This window comes from Erythrobacter sp. S158, from assembly GCF_057364915.1.
In genome coordinates this window covers 2,678,060-2,703,123 of the sequence record NZ_CP200279.1, presented here as the reverse complement: position 1 = coordinate 2,703,123, position 25,064 = coordinate 2,678,060, and the positions used below count along the sequence as shown (strand labels likewise).

Sequence of the window (25,064 nt, the reverse complement as noted above, 5' to 3'; positions counted from 1 at the left end):
CCCCGATATCAGGCAGCGGCAAGCTGCTTGGTGTAGGCTTCGCGCAAGCTCTTCTTGTCGATCTTCTGGGTGCCAAGGCGTGGGAGCGGTTCATCGGTTACCCAGATATGCTCTTCGAGTGGCACCTTGAAGGGGGCAATGCGCGACAGCAGGAATTCGCGCAATTGCGCGGCGCTGACGGCATCGCGTCCGTTCTTCACGCGGAAGATCGCGGCAGGCACTTCGCCCATGCGCTCATCCGGCAGGCCGAAGACCGAGCATTCGGCGATGTCGTCATGCGCGTAGATCGCGTCTTCGACCTCGATGCAGGTGATGTTCTCACCGCCGCGGATGATGATGTCCTTCTTGCGGTCGACGATGAAGAGATAGCCGTCCTCATCGACATAACCGAGGTCGCCGGTGCGGAAGAACTGGTCGTCGGTAAAAGCGGCCTTGGTGGCCTCCTCGTTGTTCCAGTAACCGCGGAAATTCGCGACAGAGCGGATGCAGACCTCGCCGACCTTGCCCTGTTCGAGGTGATTGCCATCGTCGTCGAGGATGCCAAGTTCTACCATGGGCTGTGACGGACGTCCGGTCGAACCGGGCTTGGCGAGGTAGTTTTCGTTGAAGTTCCCGCAGCCGACCGCATTCGTTTCGGTGAGGCCGTAACCAAGCAGCGGGAACCCGCCGGGGAAGGCTTCCTTGATCTTGGTGACATGCTCGACCGGGCGCGGGGCGCCACCGGCAGCAAAGCTCTTGCACGCCGACAGGTCGTACTTCTCGCGGTTCGGATGGGTTGCGATCTCGTAGCTCATCAGCGGAACGCCGACGAAATAGGTGACCTTTTCCGCATCCATCAAACGCAGCGCTTCTTCCGCATCCCACTTGGGCATGAGGACGAGCTTGCGAGCAATCGCGTAGCTTTGAAGGAAGAGCGGCACTTCGCCGGTCACGTGGAACAGCGGCACGGCGACCAGCGCGCAAGGCTGTGCGCTCACGTCCTCGCCCCGGCTTTCGAGCAGGATCTTGGCCATCGCGCTCTGGCTGACATAGCTCATGACGCCTGCGACAACGCCGCGGTGATCTGACCAGGCGCCTTTGGAATTGCCTGTCGAACCCGAAGTGTAGAGGATTGTTGCGAGATCGTCCGGACCAAGCTGACCCAGCATCTGCATGGCGACCGAGCTTGCCTGATCTGCCGGTGCCTTCCAGACATTGGCGAGACCTTCTGCCGGAGCGTTGTGGTCCATCATCACCAGCTTTGCGCCGTGCTCGGTTCCGTCAAGGCGCTTGGCTCGGCCCGCATCGGCAAGCACGATCTTGCACTCGGCAAGGCGGATACCATAGGCGAGCTCTTCACCGCCCCAGAAGCCATTGAGCAACGTCACGCAGCCGCCAGCCATCGCGATGCCCATGTAAGCGATCATCCAGTTGGCCGAATTGCGCGCCGCGATCCCAACACGGTCGCCTTTCTCGATGCCATGCTCGGTCACGAGGCTTTCCGCGACACACATCGCAGCGCCGTACGCTTCGCCGAAAGTCAGGCGCACATCGCCATCGACGATGAAAGGCACGTCCTTATGCTCGTTGCAGAAGTGCGCAAAGTAATGCGCGAGCGTGGGCGGTGCGACCGTGAATGCGGGCATCGAGGTTCCGTCACGCTCATACGGCGTCGTGTGGAACGGCTGACCTTCCTTGGTCAGTTCTGCCATGATTGCTTCAAGTGCATTGTCCAGCTGTGTGGGCATGCGTGTTTCTCTCCTTGGTCTCGCCTCTTCACGGGGCGAAGTTGTCCTCTTCGATGCCGCAATCGGGGTTAGCGGCACCCCCTTGTCTCTCATCAGGCACGCCTGTCGGGTTTTGTCCGAGACACTTTCCCCCGGCCCCTTGCTGTGCCACAAGCCGCTGCAACGCATAAGGCTGCGTCGATACGGCGTATCATTACCATTAAGAGGTTCCATCCGTGCTGTCACTACTTGCTGCAAGCGGCGGCGCTGCTGACCCGATCTACTGGTCCGATTTGGGTCTAAGCCCCTATTTGTTCGAGATTGGCGGGTTCCAGCTGCGATATTATTCGCTCGCCTACCTGCTCGGCGTGGTGTTCGCTTATTGGCACCTGTCAAAGATGATCAAGGCACCCGGCGCGCCCATGGCTCAGCGGCATGCGGACGACCTGTTTTTCTACTGCACGCTCGGCGTCATCATCGGCGGACGGCTGGGATATTCGATCTTCTATCAACCCGACCTTTGGTCGAACCCGCTTGATGTTCTCAAGCTGTGGGAAGGCGGGATGAGCTTTCATGGCGGGCTGATCGGTGTGCTGGTCGCGATCGCCTGGGTGTCGCGCAGCGGCAACCTCTCCTTCCTGCGCGTGTGCGACTATATCGCGGTCAACGTGCCGATGGGGATGCTGCTTGGGCGTCTTGCGAACTTCAACAATGGCGAATTGTGGGGCCGTGTGAGCGATGTCCCTTGGGCGATGGTGTTCCCGCGCGCAGGCGAAGTCGCACGTCACCCCAGCCAGCTTTACCAGGCAGGTCTTGAAGGCCTCGCGCTGCTTGTTGTCCTCATGCTGCTGTTCTGGAAGACGAAGGCGCGGTATCGCCCGGGTCTGCTGGTGGGCATCTTCACGCTCGGCATGGGGCTTGCGCGCTTCGTTAACGAATTTTTCCGCGAGCCCGATGCACAACTGGCTGACTTTGCCGCGCGAACCGGGCTATCGATGGGTCAATGGCTAACAATACCGCTGATACTGATTGGATTGATTGTCACGATCTACGCCGTGACGAGAAAGCCCGTGGGAACCGGAGCGACGAGCGCGGCGACCAATCCCGCCTAGGCGCAATAACGCTCGCCGTTCAGCGCTGCACCACGCTGCGGCTGATCGAGCCTGACGGCACCGAGACAGAAGTCCCGATCGACACGCAGGCCGAGCCTGCGAAGGATGCCGCGCGCCTGAAAGCTGCCGAAGCGGTCGCGGCGGCTAAGGCTCTCGAAGAAGAGGAAGCGCGCGCCGCCGAGGAGGCTGCCAAGGCCGCTCGCCATAAAGCGAAAGCCGAGGCCGAAGCGCAGGCGAAGAAGGAGGCCGAAGAAAAGGCCAGGCGCGAGGCAGAAGAAAAAGCGAAAGCTGAAGCCGCGGCCAAGGCCAAGGCAGAGGCAGAGAAGAAGGCCAGGGAAGAGGCCGAGCGTAAGGCGCGCGAAGAGGCGGAAGCCAAAGCCAAGGCAGAAGCTGAGGCCAAGGCCACGGCGAAAGCCGAGGCGGAAGAGAAAGCGCGTAAAGCCGCCGAGGAGAAAGCGCGCAAGGAGGCCGAAGAAAAGGCTCGCAAGGAAGCTGAGGCCAAAGCCAAGAAAGAGGCCGAGGAAAAGGCCAAGGTCGAGGCAGAGCGCAAAGCCAAAGAGGAAGCCGAACGCAAGGCGCGAGAGGAAGCGGAAAAGAAGGCCAGAGAACAAGCCGAGCGTAAGGCACGCGAAGAAGCGGAGGCGAAAGCCAAGGCAGAAGCTGAGGCAAAGGCCAAGAAAGAAGCAGAAGAAGAAGCCCGCCGCGAGGCAGAGGCCAAGGCCAAGAAAGAGGCTGAGGAAAAAGCCAAGCGCGAAGCCGCGGCCAAGGCGAAGAAAGAGGCCGAAGCAAAGGCAAAACGCGAGGCGGAACAAAAAGCAAAGGCCGAAGCTGAAGCCAAGGCAAAAGCCCAGGCCGAAAGGAAAGCCAAGGAGGAGACCGAGCGCAAGGCGCGCGAAGAAGCGGAAGCCAAAGCCAAGGCAAAAGCCCAGGCCGAAAGGAAAGCCAAGGAGGAGACCGAGCGCAAGGCGCGCGAAGAAGCGGAAGCCAAAGCCAAGGCCAAGGAAGAAGCCGAAGCCAAGGCTAAGGCGGAGGCCGAAGAGAAGGCGCGCAAGGCGGCCGAGGATAAGGCAAAGCGCGAGGCTGAAAAGAAGGCGAAGGCCGACGCCGCCAAAGCCGAAAAGGAAGCCAAGGCCAAGGCCCGCGATCTCGGCAAGACCTTCCGTCGCCTCATCAAGGAAACCGGCCCGATCAGCCTCGCTCACTACATGGCCGAGAGCAATATGCGCTACTACACCAGCCGCGATCCGCTGGGTGAGGACGCCGACTTTATCACCGCGCCTGAAGTCAGCCAGATGTTCGGCGAGCTTATCGGGCTATGGCTGGCCGATCTGTGGGTCCGGATGGGATCGCGTAAGCGTATCCACTATGTCGAGCTTGGCCCCGGACGCGGGACGCTGGCAAGCGATGCGCTGCGCACGGCGGCGCGCTATGAGTTCGCACCGCAGGTCCACTTCGTGGAAACCTCGCCAGCCCTGCGCAAGATCCAGCTCGAAGCGTTTCCGGATGCTCAGCATCACGACGACCTCTCGACGCTTCCGGACGATGCGCCGTTGCTGATTGTCGCCAACGAGTTCTTCGACGCGCTGCCGATCCACCAGCTCGTTCGCAGCGCCAATGGCTGGCATGAGCGCTTGGTCGGTCTCGAAGACGATGAATTCGTGTTCGTCGCAGGCGACAAACCGATGGATTCAATCGTTCCGCGCAGCTGGAAGAGCGCGAGCCAGGGCACGATGATCGAAACCAGCGCTGCGGCAAGCGCGGTGATGCAGGAAATCGCCGGTCGCCTGAAAGAGCAGGGCGGCGCGGCGCTCATCATTGACTATGGCGCCTTTGAACTGCGCGCAGGCTCGACCCTTCAGGCGATCCGCAGTCACGAGAAGGTCGATGTCTTCGCTCACCCGGGACAGGCGGATTTAACCGCACACGTCGATTTCGAAATGCTCAAGGACGTCGCCGAAAAGAACGGCGCAGACGTGATGGGCCTGCAAATGCAAGGCGAATGGCTCCGCCAGATGGGGATAGAGACCCGGCTCGAAGCGCTCCAGCGCAAGAACCCGGCTGAAAAGGACAAGCTCAAACGTCAGTTCGACCGGCTCGTGGATGACGGCCAGATGGGCCTCTTATTCAAGGTGCTGGGCATTTGCGGCCGCCGCTGGCCGATTGGCGTGGGCTTCGATTGATTGTAACCCCAAGCGCGTTTCGTGCGTATATATCTGCGGAGCAGCTGGAGACCGAATATGATCGCGCGCGCATTTATGGGCCTTGTTACAACCCTTTCGGCCCTGATGCTGAGCGCGACATCGGCGCTTGCTGCTGAGCCCATTTCGGGCCGCTGGGTCACCGAAGAACGCGATGCGATTGTAGAGATCAAGCCATGCGGCTCCGTGACCTGCGGTACGATTGCACGATTTCTCGTTCCGCCGCCCGATGGCCTCGACCAACGCGACATCAACAATCCTGAGCCCGAGCTGCGCCGTCGGCGCCTGCTCGGCCTGCCCATCCTCACGCAGTTCCGCCGCGACGACGACCTGTGGCGTGGGCGTATCTACGATCCCAAGAGCGGCAAGAGCTACCGCTCGGTGATCCGCCGCACGGGTCCGAACACGATAGAAGTGCGCGGTTGCATCGGACCGTTCTGCCAAGCGCAAGTCTGGCGCAAGGCGCGTTAGGGTTTGAGCGCCCGCATCCGCGGACGCTTCCTCGCTAGACGCGCAGCATAGCTGCGCCCGCTGCGGGCGCCCGGTCGGGCTTGCGGTGGTCACAGACCGATCTTGTCAGCCAGTTCTTCCGCCGCCTCTTTCGGGCCAAGTTTGCCTTCGCCTTCGCGGTCGACGGCGAAATTGGCCTCGCGCATGGCCTCGACCGAAATCGCGCCGATCAGCGGTTCAAGCGCGCGGGCGATCTCCTCGTTTTCGGCTATCCGCGGGCTCATCATGATCATCGCGTCATAGCTCGGGAGAGCCTCGCGCGGGTCTGCGAGCACGACCAGCCGATCCGCCGCGATGCGACCGTCGGAGGTGTAGGCGCTGATCACGTCGGCCTCGCCAGAGCGCAGGGCGTTGTACATGAAGGTGGGTGAGAAATTGCGCGTCTCACCAAACCGCAGCCCATAGGCATCGCGAACCGCAATCCATTCGGGCCGTTCGAAGAATTCCGGATCGCCTCCAACCGCCAGCTGCGGTCCGTAGGGCACGAGATCCTCGAGCGAGGAAACGCCTAGCTCTGCCGCCCGGTCCTCCCGCATTGCAAAGGCGTAGGCGTTTTCGAATCCTAGCCGCCCAAGCACGCGAACGCCGGTGTTCTCACGTTCCCACTCGACGATGGTTTGGTACATCTCCTCGCGGCCCGGATTGTCGGTGCGTTCCAGCTCGTTGGTCCAGATCGTGCCGGTGTAATCGACCGAGATATCGATGCTCGAATTGGCGACCGCGCTGTGCACGACCGCGCTGCCAAGCCCGTCGCGATATTCGACGTCGAACCCGGCTTCTTCGAGCTGCGAGCCGATCAATTGCGCAAGAATGTATTGTTCGGAGAACTGCTTTGACGCGATGACGATGGTGTCCTCGTCGTCCCCACCACTCTGGTAGTAGAGCGCGCCACCAAGACCCAGCGCCACCGCCGCAACCCCAGCGCCCCATTGCAGGCGGCTGCGCTTGGCAAAGCCGTTCTCGATCACGCCCAGCAGGGCATCGACGACCAGCGCCAGCCCCGCACTCGCAATGCATCCTGCAAGCACCAGCGCCCAGTTCTGCGTCTGAAGCCCTGCAAAGATCGGATCGCCAAGGCTCGGCTGCCCGATGGTGGTCGAAAGGGTCGCCGCACCGATGGTCCACACGCTCGCGGTGCGGATGCCGGCCATGATGAAGGGCGCGGAAAGAGGTGCTTCGACCAGCGTGAGTTTCTGCCACGAAGTCATGCCCACTCCGTCAGCCGCTTCGAGCACGCCGGGATCGAGATTGGCCTGTGCAGTGACGGCGTTCCTCAGGATCGGCAGCAGGGCATAAAGTGCAAGCGCGAGAAGTGCAGGCAGGAAACCGAGCGTCGGCAAATCCTCACCGAACACCGCTCTCAAACTGAGCAGTATCGGGAAGAACAGCGCTAGGAGCGCAAGCGCCGGGATCGTCTGCACGAGGCTCGCAAAACCGAGCGCAATGCGAGAAACCGTCGCCGACCGGCTTGCCCATACAGCGAGGGGCAGCGCGACGATTATGCCCAGCCCGATTGCGCTGGCGGCGAGCACAATGTGAGCGGCAAACTTGTCACCAAGGCCGAGCAGAATCTCGAAAATCTCGCTCACGGCGTCTTCTCTTCGTGGGTGAGGCGGCCTTCCATGTCGGCGAGCTTCTCCGCCTGTTGGCGGGGGACAGCGACCAGCCCTTGAGCGATTTCTCCGCCCGCTCCGCCAAGAAGACCGCGCGGCGTTTCGTCGGCCACGAGTTCGCCGTGGCTCATCACCAGCACTCGGTCGGCGAGGAGCAATGCCTCGGCCATGTCGTGCGTGACCATGATCGTGGTGAGGCCTAGCTTTTCGTGCAGTTCGCGAACCTTCTCGCCCAAAGCGTCGCGGGTGATCGGATCGAGAGCGCCGAAAGGTTCGTCCATGATGAGGAGTTCGGGTTCGCCTGCAAGCGCCCGTGCCACGCCGACGCGCTGACGCTGTCCGCCCGAAAGCTCGTCTGGCATGCGGCTCGCCATGTCGGGTTCGAGTTCGACCAGAGTGAGAAGTTCTGCGATCCGCTCGGGCGGCAGGGCCTCGCCTGCAAGCCTCGGCCCGATCGCGATGTTTTCGCCCACAGTGAAATGCGGGAACAGCCCGATCCCCTGAAACACGTAACCAACCCGCCGCCGCAGCTGTGCGGAGCGCAGGCTGGTCACGTCTTCGCCAGCGAAAAGCACCCGCCCGCCGGTCGGCTCGACCAGCGTGTTGACCATCTTGAGCAGCGTCGATTTACCCGACCCTGACGATCCGACCAGCGCAACAAAGCTGCCCGCCGCGATCTCGCAACTGACGCCGCCCACGGCGATGACATCGCCATAGCGCCGCTCGGCCTGATCGAAGCGCAGGATCGCGCCCCCGGTTGTGCTTGCAGTGGTGATGGCTTTAGCCCCCGTCCCCGGCGGGATCGGCGTCGCTTTCCGCTTCTGCCTCCTCCTCAGCGGGTGGGGGGAGATAGGTCACGCGCTTGATCTCGATCGACTTGCCGTCGCCGTTGGTCGCGATGACGAGACCGTTCTCGTCCTCCGCCTCGGTCTCCCAGCATGCGCCCAGCCCGGTATCGGGTTCGAAGCAGATGGTCCCGTCGGGGCGCTGTTCCCACGAACCTTGGGCAAATGGCGCTCCGTTGCGCAGATCGCGGTAGCGCCCGCCTTCATCAAAGAAGGTTGTCTGGACCGCACCGTCGGTTCCCACAGTCAACCAGCCGCTGTCCGTGACTGCCAATGTGATGCTTTCGGTGGTGGAACCGCCGCCCCCACTCTCACCTGCGGCGTCGGCGGCGGGCGCGCTTTCGGCTTCGCCGCCCCCTGTTTCTTCCGCGCAGGCGCCCAGCGTGAGAATGCCAGCGACGGCGATTGCGGCGATCAGCGGTGTTCGAATTTGCATGGTGCCGCCAAGCCTAGAAGCGAAAATCCGATCCGCCAAGCGCAGCGTTGTCGGCCAAGCGTTGGCCTTGGGCGAAGCACTTGCTAAGGGCCTTGCACAATCAACCGGAGAGGGCTGGCGAGGATCGCCTGCCGATAGAAATACAGCGAAAGACAAAGTAATGCGCGCTACCCCCGATTTCGATTTCCAGCTTGGCGAAAGCGCCGAGATGATCCGCGATTCCGTCGGCCGCTTTGCCGATGAGCAGATCGCGCCGCTTGCCGAGAAGATCGACCGCGAAGACTATTTCCCGCAGGACGAACTCTGGCAGGCAATGGGCGAGCTTGGCCTCCACGGCATCACCGTGGACGAGGAAGATGGCGGGCTGGGCCTCGGCTATCTCGAGCATGTGATCGCGGTCGAGGAAGTCAGCCGCGCAAGCGCCTCGCTCGGCCTTTCCTACGGCGCTCACTCGAACCTGTGCATCAATCAGATTCGGCGTTGGGGCAACGAAGAGCAGAAGGCGAAGTACCTGCCCGGCCTGATTTCGGGCGAGCATGTCGGCAGTCTTGCGATGTCCGAAGCGAGCGCCGGGTCCGACGTTGTTTCCATGAAGCTCAAGGCCGAAGCCGTCCAGGGCGGCTATGTGCTCAACGGGACCAAGTTCTGGATCACCAACGCGACCTATGCCGACACTCTGGTCGTTTACGCCAAGACCGACGGCAATGCAGGCTCGCGCGGGATCACCGCCTTCCTGATCGAAAAGGGCGATGAAGGCTTTTCCATCGGCCAGAAGATCGAAAAGGTGGGCATGCGCGGTTCACCCACCGCCGAGCTGGTGTTCGACGATTGCCACATTCCCGAAGACCGCGTGATGGGTCCGGTCAACGGCGGCGTCGGTGTGCTGATGAGCGGTCTCGATTACGAGCGCGTGGTGCTTGCGGGGCTTCAGCTCGGGATCATGCAGGCGTGTCTCGACACGGTCATTCCCTACCTGCGCGAGCGCAAGCAGTTCGGTAAGCCGATTGGCTCCTTCCAGCTGATGCAGGCGAAGGTCGCCGACATGTATGTCGCGCTTCAGACTGCGCGGGCATACACCTACGCTGTGGCCAAGGCCTGCGACGCCGACCAGACCACGCGCTTCGATGCGGCGGGCGTGATCCTGTATGCGAGCGAAAGCGCCTTCAAGGTCGCCGCCGAAAGCGTTCAGGCATTGGGCGGCGCGGGCTACACGCTCGACTGGCCGGTCGAGCGTTACATGCGCGATGCAAAGCTGCTCGATATCGGCGCGGGTACGAACGAGATTCGCCGGATGCTGATCGGGCGCGAATTGATCGGAGCGGCTGGCTGATGCCCGTTTACATGATCAGCCGCATGACGATCCACGACCGCTCTCAGTACGACAAATATGAAGAGCGCTTCATGGAAATTTTCGAGAAGTTCGACGGCACCATGCTGAGCGTCGATGAGGAGCCGCAAGTCGTGGTCGGTGACTGGAAAGCCACCCGTAGTGTGCTGATGCAGTTTCCGACCAAGGAACAGCTCTTCGCCTGGCTAACCTCGCCCGAATATCAAGAGATCGGCAAATTTCGTGATGCGGGCAGCACGGCTGAAGCGATCATCGTCAAGGGCCTGGAGCCCGGCGACCTGCCTGGAACCTGATGCCTGTCTACGCCAAGGTGATCTGGACGATCGGGTTTCTCGTGGGGACGACGACGCACACGCTCGACCTGATGAACTTTGGCTGGCTGCCCTACGATTTCCGCCCTCTGCCGTGGAACATTTACTGGACGAGCCTCACTTTCCTCGATCCTCTGGCGGCGCTGTTGATCTGGCTGCGCGAGCGATGGGCCGTGGTGCTGGGCGCTCTCATCATGACCTCGAACGTGCTGGTGAATGGCTACACCGCGTTCGGGCTCGGCTATCAGCAGTTCTACTTCGGCCTCGCCTTCCAGGCGCCGTTTGCAGCGTTTGTGTTTTTCGTCGCTTGGAGGCATTGGCAGGCGACGCATAGCCAAATCGAGGGATCATGACCGCACCCGTTCTCACCACCAAGCTCGACCGTGAAGCTCCCGAAGCGAAGTCACGGTTTCACCACAACAAGGCGCTTGCCGACGAATTGCGCGGCGCGGTGGCTGATGCCGCTTTGGGCGGGCCTGAGCGCAGCCGCGAGCGTCATGTGTCGCGCGGCAAGCTGCTCCCGCGCGAGCGGGTAGAGCGACTGCTCGATCCCGGTTCGCCCTTCCTCGAAATCGGCCAGCTTGCCGCCAACGGCATGTATGTTGGGCCCGAAGAAGATCAGGTCAACGCGGCCTCGCTGATCTGCGGGATTGGGCGGGTGTCGGGCCGTCAGGTGATGATCGTGTGCAACGACGCGACCGTGAAGGGCGGCACCTACTATCCGATGACGGTCAAGAAGCACCTTCGCGCGCAGGAAATCGCGCAAGAGAACCGTTTGCCGTGCATCTACCTCGTCGACTCAGGCGGGGCGAACCTGCCGCACCAGGCCGAGGTCTTTCCCGACCGCGATCACTTCGGGCGCATCTTCTTCAACCAGGCCAACATGAGCGCGCTGGGTATTCCGCAGATCGCTTGCGTGATGGGCTCGTGCACTGCGGGCGGCGCTTACGTCCCGGCCATGTCCGACGAGACCGTGATCGTGCGCAATCAGGGCACGATCTTCCTTGCAGGCCCTCCGCTGGTGAAGGCCGCGACGGGCGAGGAAATCAGTGCCGAGGACTTGGGCGGTGGCGACCTGCACGCCAAGAAATCGGGCGTGGTCGATCACCTCGCGGAGAATGACGAGCACGCGCTCACCATCGTGCGCGATATCGTCAGCCAGCTTGGCGCGAACACCGACGCTGCCGAGAATATCGCGGTCCAGGAGCCGCGCGCTCCGAAGTTCGATGCCGACGATCTCTACTCGATCATCCCCGACGATGTGCGCGCGCCCTACGACGTGAAGGAAGTGATCGCCCGCCTCGTCGACGGCAGCGAGTTTCACGAGTTCAAGCAGCATTACGGCTCTACTCTTGTGTGCGGCTTCGCTCACATCTGGGGCATGCCGGTCGCGATTCTGGCGAACAATGGCGTGCTGTTTTCCGAGAGCGCACAAAAAGGCGCGCATTTCATCGAGCTCGCCTGCCAGCGCCGCATTCCGCTGCTGTTCCTTCAGAACATCTCGGGCTTTATGGTCGGCGGGAAATACGAGGCGGAAGGCATTGCCAAACACGGCGCGAAACTCGTCACCGCTGTTGCCACCGCGACCGTACCCAAGATCACCGTCGTCATCGGCGGCAGCTTTGGTGCAGGCAATTACGGCATGGCAGGCCGCGCCTACAGCCCACGCTTTCTCTTCACATGGCCCAATGCACGCATTTCCGTGATGGGCGGCGAACAGGCCGCAAGCGTACTCGCTACCGTCCACCGTGACGCGGACAGCTGGACCGAGGAAGAGGCCGAGGCTTTCAAGGCTCCAATCCGCCAGAAATACGAGGACGAGGGCAACCCCTACTACGCCACCGCTCGCCTATGGGATGATGGCGTGATCGACCCAGTGCAGACCCGCGATGTGCTCGGCCTCGCTTTCGCGGCGACACTGGAAGCTCCGATAGCGGATCGTCCCGCGTTTGGTGTTTTCCGGATGTGATGCGATGACTGATCAGCTGCTCGATATCGTCCCAATGCCGGCGCTCGTCGCTGTTCTTCACGCGAAAGAGCGCGAGAAGGGCGAGCCCCTCACCGAGGCCGAGGTACTACACATACGGGATACGGCCCCGTGCATAGCGCTTCCTCGAGATAAGCACCTGCAGATGATCGAGAAACGCGGATATATCGATATCGACCCGGAAAATGTCTGGCTGGCTTGGCAAGAGGTAAGAGGTGAGCTGCGCGACCTCGACTAAATCCCCCTCGCATTCCGCAACGTAACTGCTAGCAAGGTTGCCAAGAGAGGGATCACGCACAATTGCAATATAACGAAACCCGTAACGTCACGCTGCTCTCGCGGATCGTGAACCGGATCATCTTATTCTTCTACTGGCTCAAGGGCTGGCGCATCGTTGAGCGCTTTCCCGAGGGCGTGAAGAAGTGCGTTATTGCAGGCGCGCCGCATACCTCGAACTGGGACTTCGTGTTTTTTGCAGGCGCCACCAAGCATTCGAATGTGCAGCCCAACTTCATGGGCAAGCACACGCTCTTCAAAGGCTCGATGAAAAACTTCATGCTCGACATGGGCGGCATCTCGGTCGACCGGACAAGACGCGCCGGAACCATCGAGCAGATGAAAGAGGAGTTCGCCCGCCGCGCGGAGCTAAATCTCGTCATCGCCGCAGAAGGCACGCGCAGCTCCGATGGAAAGTGGAAATCGGGCTTCTACAACATCGCAAAGGCGGCCGGCGTGCCAATCGTCCTTGCCTATGCCGACAACGACAAGCGCACGATCGGATTCAGCCAGCCGATGATGCCAACGGGCAATTATGGCGAAGATCTCCTGAAAATCGCAGAATGGTTCCGCTCCAAGATCCCCGACCTCGAACGCTGCAAAGTGCTCGAACAGCAGGCGCGGGATATCATAGCGGGCCGCAACGAATTCTGAGGCTTGCCGTCGCAATGCGCTGACTTGAAGTGTGGGCCGCGTGGTTATATTGCGGCGCACAAATCAATGCGAAGATATGTCTTTAAGGTGAGCATCCCGCTCCCTATCTAGGCGTGAGCTTCAGGAGGGCGGTCCCCAAATGCCACTCAGCGAGAAAACATTGCAGGCAGAACGAGCGCGCATCGGTCGGATGGTGCTCGACATGGTCAAGGAACGCGGCGCGGAGATTTCCTATCCCACCGCGCTTGCCGAAAGCGGCCTTGCGCGCAGCCGGTTCGAGCAGATTTTCCCCGATTACGATGACCTGTTCGACGCGGTCGCGCAGATTTGGCTCGCACCGCACATGGAAGCGATGGAAGAGGTTCGCGCTGCCGACTTGCCTTCCAACCGCAAGATGTATGAGTTCTTCCGCAGCCGCTTCGTGATTTCGCGCGATCGCTTCCGCAAGGATCCCGAGACTTTCACGCTGCTTTGCGAAATGGGCGCTGCAAATTTCGAGCGCGTGCGGTCCTATGTCGACCTTGCCGACCACTACCTTTGCGAAATCATCGTGCAGGCGCAGGCGGACGGCTTCATGGCGGGCCTCGAAATCGACGAAGCGCTCAGTCTCGTGAACCAGATCGTCTCGAATTATACGCTGCCCGACGCGCTGATCTATCTTGGCGACAAGCTGACCGAGGACAAGCTGGCGCGCATTATCGACACGATCTTCATCGGGCTGTCGGCAGAGACGGGTGATGGCGCGCGCGGCATCAACACGATCCGCGTGGCATCCAGCGCAAACTGATCCGCTCTAGCGTTTGTCTCGCGACGAACGCTTGAATTGCAGGACATTGGCAGGGCGCTTGGGCGCTATGCGGACGCGGCGCTTATCGCTGAGCGCATATTTGAGGCTCGCTCCGACCGACACCACCGAGATCGTCAGGATCAGCGCTGCCCACACCCAGTGCGGCAGCACCAACGCCGCTTCGATCGCTCCGGTGTCAGACAGGATGCGCTCGCCGCCGATCAGGGCTTCTTCGGTGAACAGGTAGTTGAAATCGCGCAGCATGCTCATCGCGCCGAGGATGCCGAGGAATTGCAGCGTGAAGCGCGCGATGCCGTCCGAGGCCTTCCACGCGATCAGCGAGATTCCCGCAGCCACGAGCGGCAGTACCGCATAGCCCACGGGCGAGCGGACATAGATAATGACCGAGGCGAAAATCGCGCCCGCCGTGCCCCAAAGGACCGGGCGCCACAGGCGCTGATGCGCGCTTGCGATAATAAGACCAGCGCCAGCCAGCACCGGCCCAAGCGGCCCGCCTGCGGCAATTATCGCGCGGGTGAAGCGCGAGACATCCATGTTGAGCCGACTTTCGGCGACGCCCGACCCATCGGCAAAGATCATCAGCCGGTCGAACTCCTGCCCCATCGCGATTGCCATGAGGCCGTGGCCCATTTCGTGGAACCATGTGGTGAGGATTGCAAACGGGTAGATCAGATAGGTCCCGAAAGGCAGCGACGGCAAGAAGATCACCACCGCCACGGCAAGAACGAGCCTACCGACCTGCTCAGCCTGACTGCCGGGTTGAACCATCGACTGCATCGCGTCAGGCGGCCTCTCTCGACGCCGCGTCTGCTGCGAGCTCTTCATCGGAGCGGGTCTTGCCGTCGGGTCCGACCCTCAGACGATATTTGGCGATCGCCTCCTCATCCTCTGCGCGCTGTTCCTGCAGGATTGACCAACTCGCAAGGAACAGGCCTGCGACCAGCGGGCCAAGTACGATGCCCGAGAACCCGGCGAGCGAAATGCCGCCGAGCGTGGTCACGAGGACAATCCAGTCGGGAATGCCCGTGTCGCGGCCCACCAGGATGGGTCGGAGCACATTGTCGACGCTGGCGATCACGATAGTGCCGGCCGCGAGCACGAATGCGCCCGTCCAGACCTCGCCCGCGATGATGAGCCATATACCGGCAGGCGCCCAGACCAGCGCCGTGCCAACCGCCGGGATCAGTGCGAGGATCGCCATCAGGACGCCCAGCAACAGCGCCGATGGCACGCCCGCAAGCGCCAGCATGATGCCGCCCAGCGTGCCTTGAACAAGGCCGACGACGCCCGATCCCTTGATCACGGCGCGCACGATCCCGAGGAACCGATCTGCCAGCCTGTCGGCAATCTCACGCTCGATCGGGGCTGAATGAAGGATCGTCTCTCCGATGCGCGAACCGTCGCGAAGCAGGAAGAACAGGACATACAGCCCGATGCCGAAGCTCAGGAAAAAGCCAAGCGCGCCGCTGCCAATCGAGACCGCCGACTGAGCGATAAGCCCGGCGCTTTCGCCAAGCAGGCTCTCAAGCCGATCTTGCATCACACTCACGTTGGTCCAGCCATTTTCGAGAGCCATGCGCTGGAGCGAATCCGGGAGGATCGAAAAGATCGAATTGACAGTTTGGGCGATGTCGATCGGGTTCGCCTGCAACGCATTGATGACGCCCACTGCCTCATCGAGGACTAGCGATCCGATCCACAGCGCGGGCAGCAGAACCGCCACGAAGATGATCAGCAAAGACAGGCTGGCGGCAAGGTTGCGCCGCCCGCGCGTTTTTGTGAGCGACCACTTGTACAGCGGCTGGAACATGATCGCGGCAAGCGCCGCCCACATAACCGGGCCAACAAAGGGCCAGGTGACCCACACGAACAGGATCGAAACCACTGCCAGGATCAGCAGAAAGCTCCAATGTTCGAGCGCGCTGGTGTCGTTGGGTTCCTGCTCTGACATGAAACGAGATGTCGGCGCTGGCGCGCCAAACATCAAGTCTTACACGTCGAGATTGGCAACGTTGAGCGCATTATCCTGAATAAACTCGCGCCGCGGCTCGACCACGTCGCCCATCAGGCGGGTAAAAATCTCGTCCGTCACGTCGGCATCTTCGACCTTCACCTGAAGCAAGATGCGGTTTTCCGGATCGAGCGTGGTTTCCCAGAGCTGCTCAGGATTCATCTCGCCCAAGCCCTTGTAACGGCTGATCGAGAGGCCCTTGCGCCCTGCCGCGAGCACCGTGTCGAGCAGCTGGCTCGGACGGGTGATCGCATCTTCGGCGAGAGCGGCAGGTTCATCGCCATCCTCGTCTTCGGACGCGGTTTCGGGTTCCTCATCGGCTACGTCGCCCGCTTTCACAAGGCGCACCGAGCCTTCGTAGGCATCAGCCAGCGGCGACGCGAGACCGTGGAGCTTGATCGCCTCGGTGCTGGTGAGGAAACGTCCGTCGATTTCGTGCACGTCGGTGACGCCGCGCCACAGGCGCGAGAACTGCACCGAGCCGTTTTCGCGCACCGAAACACTCCACTTCGCGTCTGCATCACTCGCTTCAAGGCGCGAGGCGGCGGCCTCGAGCGCTGCGAGACGGTCGGCGTCCGACAGCTTGGGGTCTAGCGCGCCCGAAAGCGCCATCTGCTCGATCACCGCGCGGTCGTACCGGCGCGGGACGAAGGCGATGAGGTTTTTGAGGCGCAGCGCATTGTCGACCAATGCGCGCAGGTCTTCGCCTGAGCGCGCGCCGCCCGATGTTTCGAGCACACGGCCTTGAAGCCCCGCATCGACGAGATAACGGTCGAGCGCCGCCTGGTCTTTCACGTAAACCTCGCTCTTGCCCTTTGCGACCTTGAACAGAGGTGGCTGGGCAATGAAAAGGTGCCCGGCCTTCACGATCTCAGGCATCTGGCGATGGAAGAAGGTGAGCAGCAGCGTGCGAATGTGAGCGCCGTCGACGTCAGCGTCGGTCATGATCACGATCTTGTGATAGCGCAGCTTCTCGAGGTCGAATTCGTCGCGAATGCCGGTGCCCATCGCCTGGATCAGCGTGCCGACCTCGCGGCTGGAGATAATCCGGTCGAAACGCGCGCGTTCGACATTGAGGATCTTGCCTCGCAGCGGGAGGATCGCCTGGTATTGGCTGTCACGCCCACCCTTGGCCGAGCCGCCTGCGCTATCGCCCTCGACCAGGAACAGTTCGGCCTTGGTCGCATCGCGTTCGCGGCAATCGGAAAGTTTGCCGGGGAGCGAGGCGACGCTCATCGCGCCCTTGCGGCTCATCTCGCGAGCGCGCTTTGCGGCTTCACGAGCTGCGGCGGCATCGACGATCTTCTGGATGATCGCCTTCGCATCTCCGGGGTTTTCTTCCAGCCACTCGTTCATTTTCTCGCCCATCAGCGACTGAAGTGGCTGGCGCACTTCGGACGAGACAAGCTTGTCCTTGGTCTGCGAGGAGAACTTGGGATCGGGCAGTTTGACGCTGACAATCGCTGTCAGGCCTTCGCGCATGTCTTCACCCGAAAGCGAGACCTTCGCCTTCGACAAGAGCCCTGAGCGCTCGGCATAGTTGTTGAGCGTGCTGGTCAGCGCGGCGCGGAACGCGGCAAGGTGTGTGCCCCCGTCGCGCTGCGGGATGTTGTTGGTGAAGCACAGCACGTTTTCGTAGTAGCTGTCGTTCCATTCCAGAGCGACGTCGATGCCGATCCCGTCCTTCTCGGCCGAAACCGAGATCGGGTCCTCGATCAGTGCTTCCTTGTTGCGGTCGAGCCATTTTACGAATGCAGCGATGCCGCCTTCGTAGAACAGATCATGCTCGATCGGCTCTTCGTGGCGCAGGTCGCGGATGAGGATACGCACGCCCGAATTGAGGAAAGCGAGCTCGCGATAGCGATGCTCGAGCTTTTCGAAGTCGAACTCGGTCACGTTCTTGAACGTGTCGGTCGAGGCCTTGAAGGTGACGCGCGTGCCCTTCTTGTAGCCGTTGTCGTCGGGATTCTGTTCGACCTTGGGCGCATCGCCTTTGATTTCGAGGCTGTTCACCGCATCGCCATGCTCAAAGCGCATCCAATGCTCTTGGCCGTTACGCCAGATGACGAGTTCGAGCCATTCGGACAGCGCGTTCACGACCGAAACGCCCACGCCGTGAAGGCCGCCCGACACCTTGTAGGCGTTGTCGTCGGAGGTGTTTTCAAACTTACCGCCTGCGTGCAGCTGGGTCATGATGACCTCTGCCGCCGACACGCCTTCTTCCTTGTGCATGTCGACCGGAATGCCGCGGCCATTGTCTTCGACCGAAACGCTGCCATCGGGGTTCAGTTCGATCAGAACGAGGTCACAATGCCCTGCGAGCGCTTCGTCGATGGCGTTGTCCGAAACTTCGAACACCATGTGGTGCAGGCCCGAGCCATCGTCGGTGTCGCCGATATACATGCCCGGGCGCTTACGCACTGCGTCCAGGCCCTTGAGAACCTTGATGGAATCGGCGCCGTAATCGCCCTTCATCTTTTCGTTTTTGGGCGCGCCTGCGCCGTTTTCGGGGGTGTTGTCTTCCATACAAGACATATAGGCGCGCAAGGGACGATTCCCAAGCATTTGAGCCTAATCCGAGGCGCTTTTCCACGGCCTCCGATGAGACGTGCGAAGTGGCTGCGTCTTGCTCTAGTTGCTGCGCGAAAAAGCGAGGCGGAAAAAGACGTTGCCGCGCCATACAGCTGCGTGCAGCAATTCGGGCAGAGCTGCGCGTGCGGCAGCATTGAACTGGCTTTCATAGCAATTGGCAGCGGCGCGCATCGCATCGAGGTCTCGCGGCTCGTAGGAAAGCCGATCAGTGATCAGCGAGGGGTGCGTTTTCGCCCACCCTTCAAGTTGGCTCGGCGCATCATCGCTCACCGGAAGCGCCGGGTAGAGCAGGTCTGGTCTCACGCCTTCCATCGCCTGAACGACTTGCGTGACAGCGGTGTTCATGGCGCGATGGTCAGAATGGCCGTAGCCGCCATCGGGGCCCCAGGTGATTACGACATTGGGTTCGATCTCTTCGATCAGTTCGGCGACGCGAAGTGTCAGGCTGCGCATCGGGCTATCCGGCTTTCGTGCCATCACCGCCAGCGTCCCGTCTCCCAATTGCCAGAAGCGAGGCTCGGACGCCCCGAGCGCGTTGATAGAGCAGCGCGCTTCTTCTTCGCGCAACGCGGCCAATTCAGCGCCGGGCTCCATATCGGTCACCCCGGGGCCCGCATCGCCGCTGGTTGCGAAAATGACCGTGACCTTGCCGCCCGAGCGCGCGGCCCTTGCCAGGACGGGAGCAAAGAAAAGCTCGTCGTCCGGGTGAGCGACAATGGCGAGAACATTGGGGCCTGTTGCTTGCCGTGCTGAACGAAGCTGCGGGACCGGCGCAGGACTTGCTTCCTGGCTTTGCGCGGGACGCTCCACGCTTTCTAGCGGGTTGTCCGGATCGTCGGGTACTGGCTCGGCCTGTATCTGCGCAGAGGCTGGTGCTGTCATCAGCGCAATGGCGGCTGGAATGCTTGCCGCCGCTTTAATCAAAGTGCCTTTATCGCTCACAGGTGATCCTCTCTTTGGCGCCAACCTCGCTAGGCGTGATCGCATCTTGGCGTGCCAGCGTAAAGAAATTGCACGCGCGCTTGCCGTGGGAAGGCGGGCGGCTATTCATGTGGCCATGACGAGAGAGAGCATTACGCAAAGTATGAGCGAGCGGCTGGCGCAGCCCTTCGGATCATTCCCCGATATAATCAAGGAATGGGCACAGGCGCTGGGCGACCTGCCCGCGCTGCTGGATGATAGCGGCACATGCAGCTGGACGCAGCTCGATGATCGGATCGAGCGGCTCGCAGCTCGGCTCGTCGAAACCGGGCTTGAGCGCGGACAATCGGTCGCGATCCTCGGCGCGTCGTCGACCAACTATGCGCTGGTCTTTTTGGCCACCGTGCGTGCAGGAGGCGTGGCAGCGCCGCTCACCACCAGCGCTTCGCCTGAGCAATTGGAGGGCATGGCAGCGGATTCGGGTGCACGGCATCTCTTCATCGATGCGGGTAAGGCCGCAGAGCTGGGTGACGGGTTCATGCCCGACCTTGAGCATGTGCGGCTCGAAGAGGTGGATGCGTGGATGGCACCGGAAGGCACTAGCGCGCCGGCTTTCGATCCGGACCCCAAGGATCCGTTCAACATCATCTATTCCTCCGGCACCACAGGCATCCCCAAGGGCATAGTCCATTCGCACCAGATGCGCTGGCGCCAGTTTGCCGCGACCGCGCTTTCCTATCTCGCAAGTGGGCTTGAGGTCCGCTCGCTCGCCTCGACGCCGCTTTATTCGAACACGACGATGGTCGCGTTCCTTGCGCCGCTGCTGGCAGGCGGCACCGTGCGCGTCATGGGCAAGTTCGACTGCGCGCGCTGGCTCGACCATGCAGCAGGCGATCGCACGACGATCACCATGCTTGTGCCAGTCCAGTATCAACGCTTGATGGACCATCCGGGCTTCGACGATCACGACCTTTCGTCGCTCGCGATGAAATACTGCACCTCCGCACCCTTCTCCGCCGAGCTGAAGCGCGAGGTTCTTGAGCGGATGCCCGGCGGCCTCATTGAGATCTATTCGATGACCGAAGGCGGGGTCGTGTGTCTGCTCGCCTGCCACGAATTCCCCGACAAACTGCATACGGTGGGGCGACCGGCTCCCGGAAGCGAGATGAAGGTGCTCGACGATGAGGACAACGAGGTGCCGCCCGGCATCCCCGGTAATCTCATTGGCCGTTCGCACACCATGATGTCGGGCTACAAGAACCGGCCCGACAAAACATCCGAGGCGCAATATGTCGACCAGGATGGCGGCGTGTGGATGCGCATGGGCGATATTGGGCGGGTTGACGAGGATGGCTTTGTTGAACTGGTTGGCCGCGCGAAGGACATGATCATTTCGGGCGGGTTCAACATCTATCCCAGCGACCTCGAAGCAGAACTTGAGCGGGAAGACGACGTAGCCGAAGCCGCCGTGGTCGGGATCGCTTCAAAGCAATGGGGCGAGACGCCGGTTGGCTTTGTGGTGCTGAAAGAAAATGGGCGCGAGTGTGAAGAGGTGCTGAAAAGCGTCAATGCGCGGCTGGGCAAGACCCAGCGGCTTTCCGCGCTCCATCCGATCAATGAGATGCCGCGCAGCCATATTGGCAAGCTCTTGAAGACCAACTTGCGCGAAAAGGCCGAGCAACTCGCTTGAAACAAGCGCGCTGCCCGGCCTTTTTCTGTGCGATTACACGATCAGGGTGTTGAAGGCCCCGCTGCTGATCACAACAGCGAGGAACAGCGCGATCGTGCGTTCGGTAAAGGTACGCATGATATGCTCCTGCGGCGGGGGCTAGAGGGGAGAGGGGCCCGCCTTCTGATTATAAATACGAAGCAGAGCGTAAGATTGTTACTGTTGAAGAGAACGTCATTTCCGCTCACTGCAATCTGATTTCTCGATCAGCGAGTGGGCGGAGCCGCGTCTGCAACGTAGGGGGTGGGAGACGCGGCCACCCTTCGGGGGGAGGGGGAGAGAGTGGTGGCCGCGTCTCGCTCGCTGCTTTGTCGCAGTGATGAAAAGCGCGGGTCTGGAAACGAAAGCCTCGATCCCGGTGCCAAAGAGGGGGAAAGGAGGCACCAGAGGCTTTCGTGCCAGGCGGCGCAACAGGAAGCCGCAGCGAGGGGACGCTGCATGAACGGTTGTCACTTGATGTGACGCGAGTGCTGGAAGTCACCGGGTCACGAACATCCGTGTTTGAGCTACCTGCTTCATCGACAAGCAGACTGGCAGGCTGCCGTTTTCCCGGCTTTTTCCTACCAAATGCGCCGCGCCAGGCTGGAGAGAGAGGACCTGACGGCGCGTCGCTGGAGGCCAGATACTGTTCGATTGCGTGAAACCCAAATGCGAAAATACGCAATTTATTTGCAAGTTTTGCAACACAGCGGCGCGATTAAAGCGTAAGATGCTGAGAGCGCGAAGAAACTTAGCAATTCCCCGGCTTTCCGAAAGTTGCAAGTTTTACCGCTAGGTAAGCGCAATTCCGCCGATTTTTCTCGCGAACTCCGACTTGAAAGCCCCCTCACAAGGCAAAAGCGCACGCGCCGCGCTGGACTTTCGCGGTTGCGCTGGCGTAACCGCCGCGCATGGATGACCAGCACCTCCCAGATTCGATCCTCATCGTCGATTTCGGCAGCCAGGTAACCCAGCTTATCGCGCGCCGCGTGCGCGAGGCCGGGGTCTATTCCGAGATCGCGCCGTTCAGCATGGCCGAAGAGGCATTCAAGCGGCTCAATCCCAAGGGCATCATTCTCTCAGGCTCGCCCGCAAGTGTTCCCGACGATGGCAGCCCGCGCACTCCGCAAGCCTTCTTCGAAGCGGGCGTCCCGATCCTTGGCATTTGCTATGGCCAGCAGGTGATGAGCCACCAGCTTGGCGGCGAAGTGCGCCCGGGACACGAGACCGGGGAAGGCGGCGAGTTTGGCCGCGCTTACCTGACCGTGACCAAGGAATGCGCGCTGTTCGACGGCCTCTGGAAAGAAGGCGAGCGCCATCAGGTCTGGATGAGCCACGGCGACAAGGTTACCGAGTTCGCCCCCGGCTTCGAGATCGTCGCCACCAGCGACGGCGCGCCCTTTGCGGTGATCGCGGACGAGAAGCGCAAGTTCTACGGCACCCAGTTCCACCCCGAAGTCGTCCACACCCCAGACGGCGGCAAGCTGCTCGCCAACTTCGTGCGCCATGTTTGCGGCCTCAAGGGCGACTGGACCATGGCCGAGTTCCGCAAGACCAAGATCGAGGAAATCCGCGCACAGGTCGGCGAAGGCCGCGTGATCTGCGGTCTTTCGGGCGGCGTCGACAGCGCGGTCGCCGCTGTGCTCATTCACGAGGCGATCGGCGACCAGCTCACCTGCGTCTATGTCGATCACGGCCTCATGCGATTGAACGAGACCGAGCAGGTCGTCTCGCTCTTCCGCGACCATTACAACATCCCGCTGATCGCGGTGGACGCCGAGGAGACCTTCCTCGCGGGGCTCGCCGGCGTCACCGACCCTGAGAAGAAGCGCAAGTTCATCGGCGGCGCTTTCATCGACCTGTTCGAGGCCGAGGCGAAGAAAGTCGGCGGCGCGGACTTCCTTGCGCAAGGCACGCTCTATCCCGACGTCATCGAAAGCGTCAGCTTCACCGGCGGACCCTCGGTTACGATCAAGAGCCACCACAATGTCGGCGGCCTTCCCGAGCGCATGAACATGGAGCTGGTCGAGCCGCTTCGCGAATTGTTCAAGGACGAAGTGCGCGAGCTTGGCCGCGAGCTTGGCCTTCCCGAAGCGTTTGTCGGCCGCCACCCCTTCCCTGGCCCCGGCCTTGCCATCCGCATCCCGGGCGAAGTGACCAAGGAACGCTGCGACATTCTGCGCAAGGCCGATGCGATCTATCTCGAAGAGATCCGCAATGCCGGGCTCTATGATGCGATCTGGCAGGCCTTTGCCGTGCTGCTCCCGGTCAAGACCGTCGGCGTGATGGGCGACGGGCGCACTTACGATTCGGTGTGCGGCCTTCGCGCCGTGACAAGCACAGATGGAATGACTGCGGATGTATTCCCCTTTGACGCTGCCTTTCTCTCGCAGGTAGCCACTCGGATTATCAACGAGGTCAAGGGGATAAACCGTGTCGTCTACGATTACACCAGCAAGCCGCCCGGCACGATCGAGTGGGAGTAGGCCAGGCGGCGCGCCATCCTTCGTGTGGGTGCGCGCATGACCGAGCTGACCTTGCGCGGCCTCAGCGCCGATCAGTCATGGGACTACGAAAACGGGTTCTACTGGCATTCGCACAAGACCCGGCTGAACAAGGCGCTGGCTCACTACGAGCTTTACAAATCGATCACCGACCTGCCCGGAGACGTCTTCGAGTTCGGTGTCTACAAGGCAGCCTCGCTCATCCGCTTTGCGACCTTTCGCGATGCGCTCGAAAACGACTTTGCGCGCCGGATCGTGGGCTTCGATGCGTTCGGAGCCTTCCCCGTCGACCAACTTGAAAGCGAAGCGGACCTTGAGTTCATCGAGGGATTTGAGGCCAAGGGCGGCGAGGGGTTGAGCCTCGATGAAGCGAGGGCCGTGCTGTCTGGCAAGGGGTTCGACAATATCGAGCTCGTGGAAGGCAATGTCTTTGATACGCTGCCGGATTACCTGGCGAGAAGGCCAGAAACCCGCATCGCGCTGCTGCATCTGGACCTCGACGTGATGGAGCCGACGCAGTTTGTGATCGAGCAGCTTTACGAGAGGGTCGTCCCGGGAGGCCTCATCGTGTTCGATGATTACAATGCGGTCGAGGGCGCGACGCGGGTGCTAGATGCCTTTGCGCGCGAGCACAGCCTCAAGATCGAGAAGCTCCCGTTCTACTGCGTGCCCGCGTTCGTTCGAAAACCGCACTGAGCCTGCGCGGCGACGCGCCCCAATTGCTTCCAAATCGGATCATTTGCGAGGGCGCGGTCTTCTGGTATTCGCTCCCCTCGTGAACCTTTCAACTCGCGGGGAAATTTCGAAAATGAAGACGCTCCTTTCTTGCGGTGCCACCGGCGCCTTGCTCTTTTCGCTCGGCGCATGTGGTGCCCCTGCCGAAAGCGAACCCGCCTCGCTCACCGACACGGCGTGGAGCGTCGATCCAGCTGCGTCCGAGTTGTCCTATGTTTCGATTAAGGCGGGCGAGATCGCCGAAGCGAATACCTTTGAAACCGTCACCGGCGGCATCACGGCAGAGGGCGCGGCGACAATCGAGATCGACCTGTCGAGCGTTTCCACCGGCGTCGATATCCGCGACGAACGCATGCGCGACATCTTCTTCGTCGTCGCCGATAACCCCACCGCGACCGTCACCGCACAGATCGACCCCGCGCAGTTTGAAGCGCTCAGCCTTGGCGAAAGCGCGATGACCACGCTCGACGGAACGCTCAGCCTCAAAGGGGTCGAAGCGCCGTTTCAGGCCGACGTCACCGTAACCCGCGCTGCAGAGGACCGTGTGCTCGCGGTGTCGAGCAAGCCGGTGATCGTTGACGCAGGACGCCTCGAACTCATTGGCGGCCTTACCCAGTTGCAGGAGCTTGCGGGCCTTCCTTCAATCACGCCAGCGGTGCCGGTGACATTCAGCCTCGCCTTTGAGCGCTGAATTGTCACAAACAGGATCGTCGCAGTTCTGGAGCGCCGCGCCGCTCAGGCGTGGAACGAGGCGGAGCGCCGCTCGTTGATGGAGCGGGGATTGCCTCG

General features: G+C 61.5%; 22 protein-coding genes. 14 read left to right on the top strand and 8 right to left on the bottom strand.

Annotation, left to right across the window (positions count from 1 at the left end):
• Nucleotides 1-8: 8 nt before the first annotated feature.
• Complete coding sequence (locus AC0V6T_RS13230) at nucleotides 9-1,727, bottom strand: class I adenylate-forming enzyme family protein (protein ID WP_486127581.1); 1,719 nt, start codon at nucleotides 1,725-1,727, stop codon at nucleotides 9-11.
• A 215-nt stretch (nucleotides 1,728-1,942) separates the two neighbouring features.
• On the opposite strand from AC0V6T_RS13230, the gene lgt reads away from it, so the two are divergent.
• Genes lgt through AC0V6T_RS13215 form a run of 3 tightly spaced genes read left to right on the top strand, consistent with a single transcriptional unit; the run spans nucleotide 1,943 to nucleotide 5,487 of the window.
• Entirely contained in the window at nucleotides 1,943-2,818 is an 876-nt protein-coding gene (gene lgt / locus AC0V6T_RS13225; protein ID WP_486127579.1) for a prolipoprotein diacylglyceryl transferase, read from the top strand.
• Nucleotides 2,710-4,998, top strand: a complete 2,289-nt coding sequence (locus AC0V6T_RS13220; RefSeq protein ID WP_486127577.1) for a class I SAM-dependent methyltransferase — start codon at nucleotides 2,710-2,712, stop codon at nucleotides 4,996-4,998. Before lgt ends, AC0V6T_RS13220 begins: the two co-directional genes overlap by 109 nt.
• A 57-nt stretch (nucleotides 4,999-5,055) precedes the next feature.
• The gene (locus AC0V6T_RS13215) at nucleotides 5,056-5,487 is read left to right on the top strand and encodes a DUF2147 domain-containing protein (RefSeq protein ID WP_486127575.1); all 432 of its coding nucleotides are present in this window, start codon (nucleotides 5,056-5,058) and stop codon (nucleotides 5,485-5,487) included.
• An 89-nt stretch (nucleotides 5,488-5,576) separates the two neighbouring features.
• Here AC0V6T_RS13215 and AC0V6T_RS13210 read toward each other — a convergent pair whose 3' ends face one another.
• The 3 genes from AC0V6T_RS13210 to AC0V6T_RS13200 all read right to left on the bottom strand — a co-directional run bounded on the left by AC0V6T_RS13210 (nucleotide 5,577) and on the right by AC0V6T_RS13200 (nucleotide 8,420).
• The gene (locus AC0V6T_RS13210) at nucleotides 5,577-7,115 is read right to left on the bottom strand and encodes an ABC transporter permease/substrate-binding protein (RefSeq protein WP_486127573.1); all 1,539 of its coding nucleotides are present in this window, start codon (nucleotides 7,113-7,115) and stop codon (nucleotides 5,577-5,579) included.
• Nucleotides 7,112-7,843 (bottom strand): ATP-binding cassette domain-containing protein, encoded by a 732-nt coding sequence (locus tag AC0V6T_RS13205; protein WP_486128603.1) that lies wholly within the window; start codon nucleotides 7,841-7,843, stop codon nucleotides 7,112-7,114. Before AC0V6T_RS13205 ends, AC0V6T_RS13210 begins: the two co-directional genes overlap by 4 nt.
• 76 nt (nucleotides 7,844-7,919) lie before the next feature.
• On the bottom strand, nucleotides 7,920-8,420 hold the full coding sequence (locus AC0V6T_RS13200) for a hypothetical protein (RefSeq protein WP_486127571.1): 501 nt from the start codon (nucleotides 8,418-8,420) through the stop codon (nucleotides 7,920-7,922).
• 160 nt (nucleotides 8,421-8,580) lie between these two features.
• Here AC0V6T_RS13200 and AC0V6T_RS13195 point away from each other — a divergent pair, with 160 nt between their 5' ends.
• The 7 genes from AC0V6T_RS13195 to AC0V6T_RS13165 all read left to right on the top strand — a co-directional run bounded on the left by AC0V6T_RS13195 (nucleotide 8,581) and on the right by AC0V6T_RS13165 (nucleotide 13,783).
• A complete protein-coding gene (locus AC0V6T_RS13195) occupies nucleotides 8,581-9,750 on the top strand; it encodes an isovaleryl-CoA dehydrogenase (protein WP_486127570.1) in 1,170 nt (389 codons plus the stop codon).
• Nucleotides 9,750-10,061 carry a DUF1330 domain-containing protein gene (locus AC0V6T_RS13190; protein ID WP_486127568.1) on the top strand — a complete coding sequence of 104 codons (312 nt, stop codon included), beginning with the start codon at nucleotides 9,750-9,752 and terminating at the stop codon, nucleotides 10,059-10,061. The genes AC0V6T_RS13195 and AC0V6T_RS13190 overlap by 1 nt, the downstream gene beginning before the upstream one ends.
• Nucleotides 10,061-10,432 carry a hypothetical protein gene (locus tag AC0V6T_RS13185; RefSeq protein ID WP_486127566.1) on the top strand — a complete coding sequence of 124 codons (372 nt, stop codon included), beginning with the start codon at nucleotides 10,061-10,063 and terminating at the stop codon, nucleotides 10,430-10,432. The genes AC0V6T_RS13190 and AC0V6T_RS13185 overlap by 1 nt, the downstream gene beginning before the upstream one ends.
• Entirely contained in the window at nucleotides 10,429-12,048 is a 1,620-nt protein-coding gene (locus AC0V6T_RS13180; RefSeq protein ID WP_486127564.1) for a carboxyl transferase domain-containing protein, read from the top strand. The genes AC0V6T_RS13185 and AC0V6T_RS13180 overlap by 4 nt, the downstream gene beginning before the upstream one ends.
• A 4-nt stretch (nucleotides 12,049-12,052) precedes the next feature.
• A complete protein-coding gene (locus tag AC0V6T_RS13175) occupies nucleotides 12,053-12,304 on the top strand; it encodes a hypothetical protein (protein ID WP_486127562.1) in 252 nt (83 codons plus the stop codon).
• A gap of 62 nt (nucleotides 12,305-12,366) precedes the next feature.
• The gene (locus AC0V6T_RS13170; RefSeq protein WP_486127560.1) at nucleotides 12,367-12,996 is read left to right on the top strand and encodes a lysophospholipid acyltransferase family protein; all 630 of its coding nucleotides are present in this window, start codon (nucleotides 12,367-12,369) and stop codon (nucleotides 12,994-12,996) included.
• 139 nt (nucleotides 12,997-13,135) lie between these two features.
• The gene (locus AC0V6T_RS13165; RefSeq protein WP_007165989.1) at nucleotides 13,136-13,783 is read left to right on the top strand and encodes a hypothetical protein; all 648 of its coding nucleotides are present in this window, start codon (nucleotides 13,136-13,138) and stop codon (nucleotides 13,781-13,783) included.
• A gap of 6 nt (nucleotides 13,784-13,789) precedes the next feature.
• Here AC0V6T_RS13165 and AC0V6T_RS13160 read toward each other — a convergent pair whose 3' ends face one another.
• The 4 genes from AC0V6T_RS13160 to AC0V6T_RS13145 all read right to left on the bottom strand — a co-directional run bounded on the left by AC0V6T_RS13160 (nucleotide 13,790) and on the right by AC0V6T_RS13145 (nucleotide 19,349).
• Entirely contained in the window at nucleotides 13,790-14,572 is a 783-nt protein-coding gene (locus AC0V6T_RS13160; protein WP_486127558.1) for a M50 family metallopeptidase, read from the bottom strand.
• Nucleotides 14,573-14,585: 13 nt separating this feature from the next.
• Nucleotides 14,586-15,755 (bottom strand): AI-2E family transporter, encoded by a 1,170-nt coding sequence (locus tag AC0V6T_RS13155; protein ID WP_486127556.1) that lies wholly within the window; start codon nucleotides 15,753-15,755, stop codon nucleotides 14,586-14,588.
• A gap of 39 nt (nucleotides 15,756-15,794) precedes the next feature.
• Nucleotides 15,795-18,341 (bottom strand): DNA topoisomerase (ATP-hydrolyzing) subunit B, encoded by a 2,547-nt coding sequence (gene gyrB, locus AC0V6T_RS13150; protein ID WP_486127554.1) that lies wholly within the window; start codon nucleotides 18,339-18,341, stop codon nucleotides 15,795-15,797.
• Nucleotides 18,342-18,446: 105 nt separating this feature from the next.
• The gene (locus tag AC0V6T_RS13145; RefSeq protein WP_486127552.1) at nucleotides 18,447-19,349 is read right to left on the bottom strand and encodes a PIG-L family deacetylase; all 903 of its coding nucleotides are present in this window, start codon (nucleotides 19,347-19,349) and stop codon (nucleotides 18,447-18,449) included.
• Nucleotides 19,350-19,491: 142 nt separating this feature from the next.
• Here AC0V6T_RS13145 and AC0V6T_RS13140 point away from each other — a divergent pair, with 142 nt between their 5' ends.
• The 4 genes from AC0V6T_RS13140 (at nucleotide 19,492) to AC0V6T_RS13125 (ending at nucleotide 24,966) form a co-directional block, all read left to right on the top strand.
• Nucleotides 19,492-21,018: a class I adenylate-forming enzyme family protein gene (locus AC0V6T_RS13140; RefSeq protein ID WP_486127550.1), complete on the top strand. Its 1,527-nt coding sequence runs from the start codon at nucleotides 19,492-19,494 to the stop codon at nucleotides 21,016-21,018.
• Between the two features lie 929 nt (nucleotides 21,019-21,947).
• The gene (gene guaA, locus AC0V6T_RS13135; RefSeq protein ID WP_007165997.1) at nucleotides 21,948-23,522 is read left to right on the top strand and encodes a glutamine-hydrolyzing GMP synthase; all 1,575 of its coding nucleotides are present in this window, start codon (nucleotides 21,948-21,950) and stop codon (nucleotides 23,520-23,522) included.
• 36 nt (nucleotides 23,523-23,558) lie between these two features.
• The gene (locus AC0V6T_RS13130) at nucleotides 23,559-24,236 is read left to right on the top strand and encodes a TylF/MycF/NovP-related O-methyltransferase (RefSeq protein WP_486127547.1); all 678 of its coding nucleotides are present in this window, start codon (nucleotides 23,559-23,561) and stop codon (nucleotides 24,234-24,236) included.
• 112 nt (nucleotides 24,237-24,348) lie between these two features.
• Entirely contained in the window at nucleotides 24,349-24,966 is a 618-nt protein-coding gene (locus tag AC0V6T_RS13125) for a YceI family protein (RefSeq protein ID WP_486127545.1), read from the top strand.
• Nucleotides 24,967-25,064: the final 98 nt, after the last annotated feature.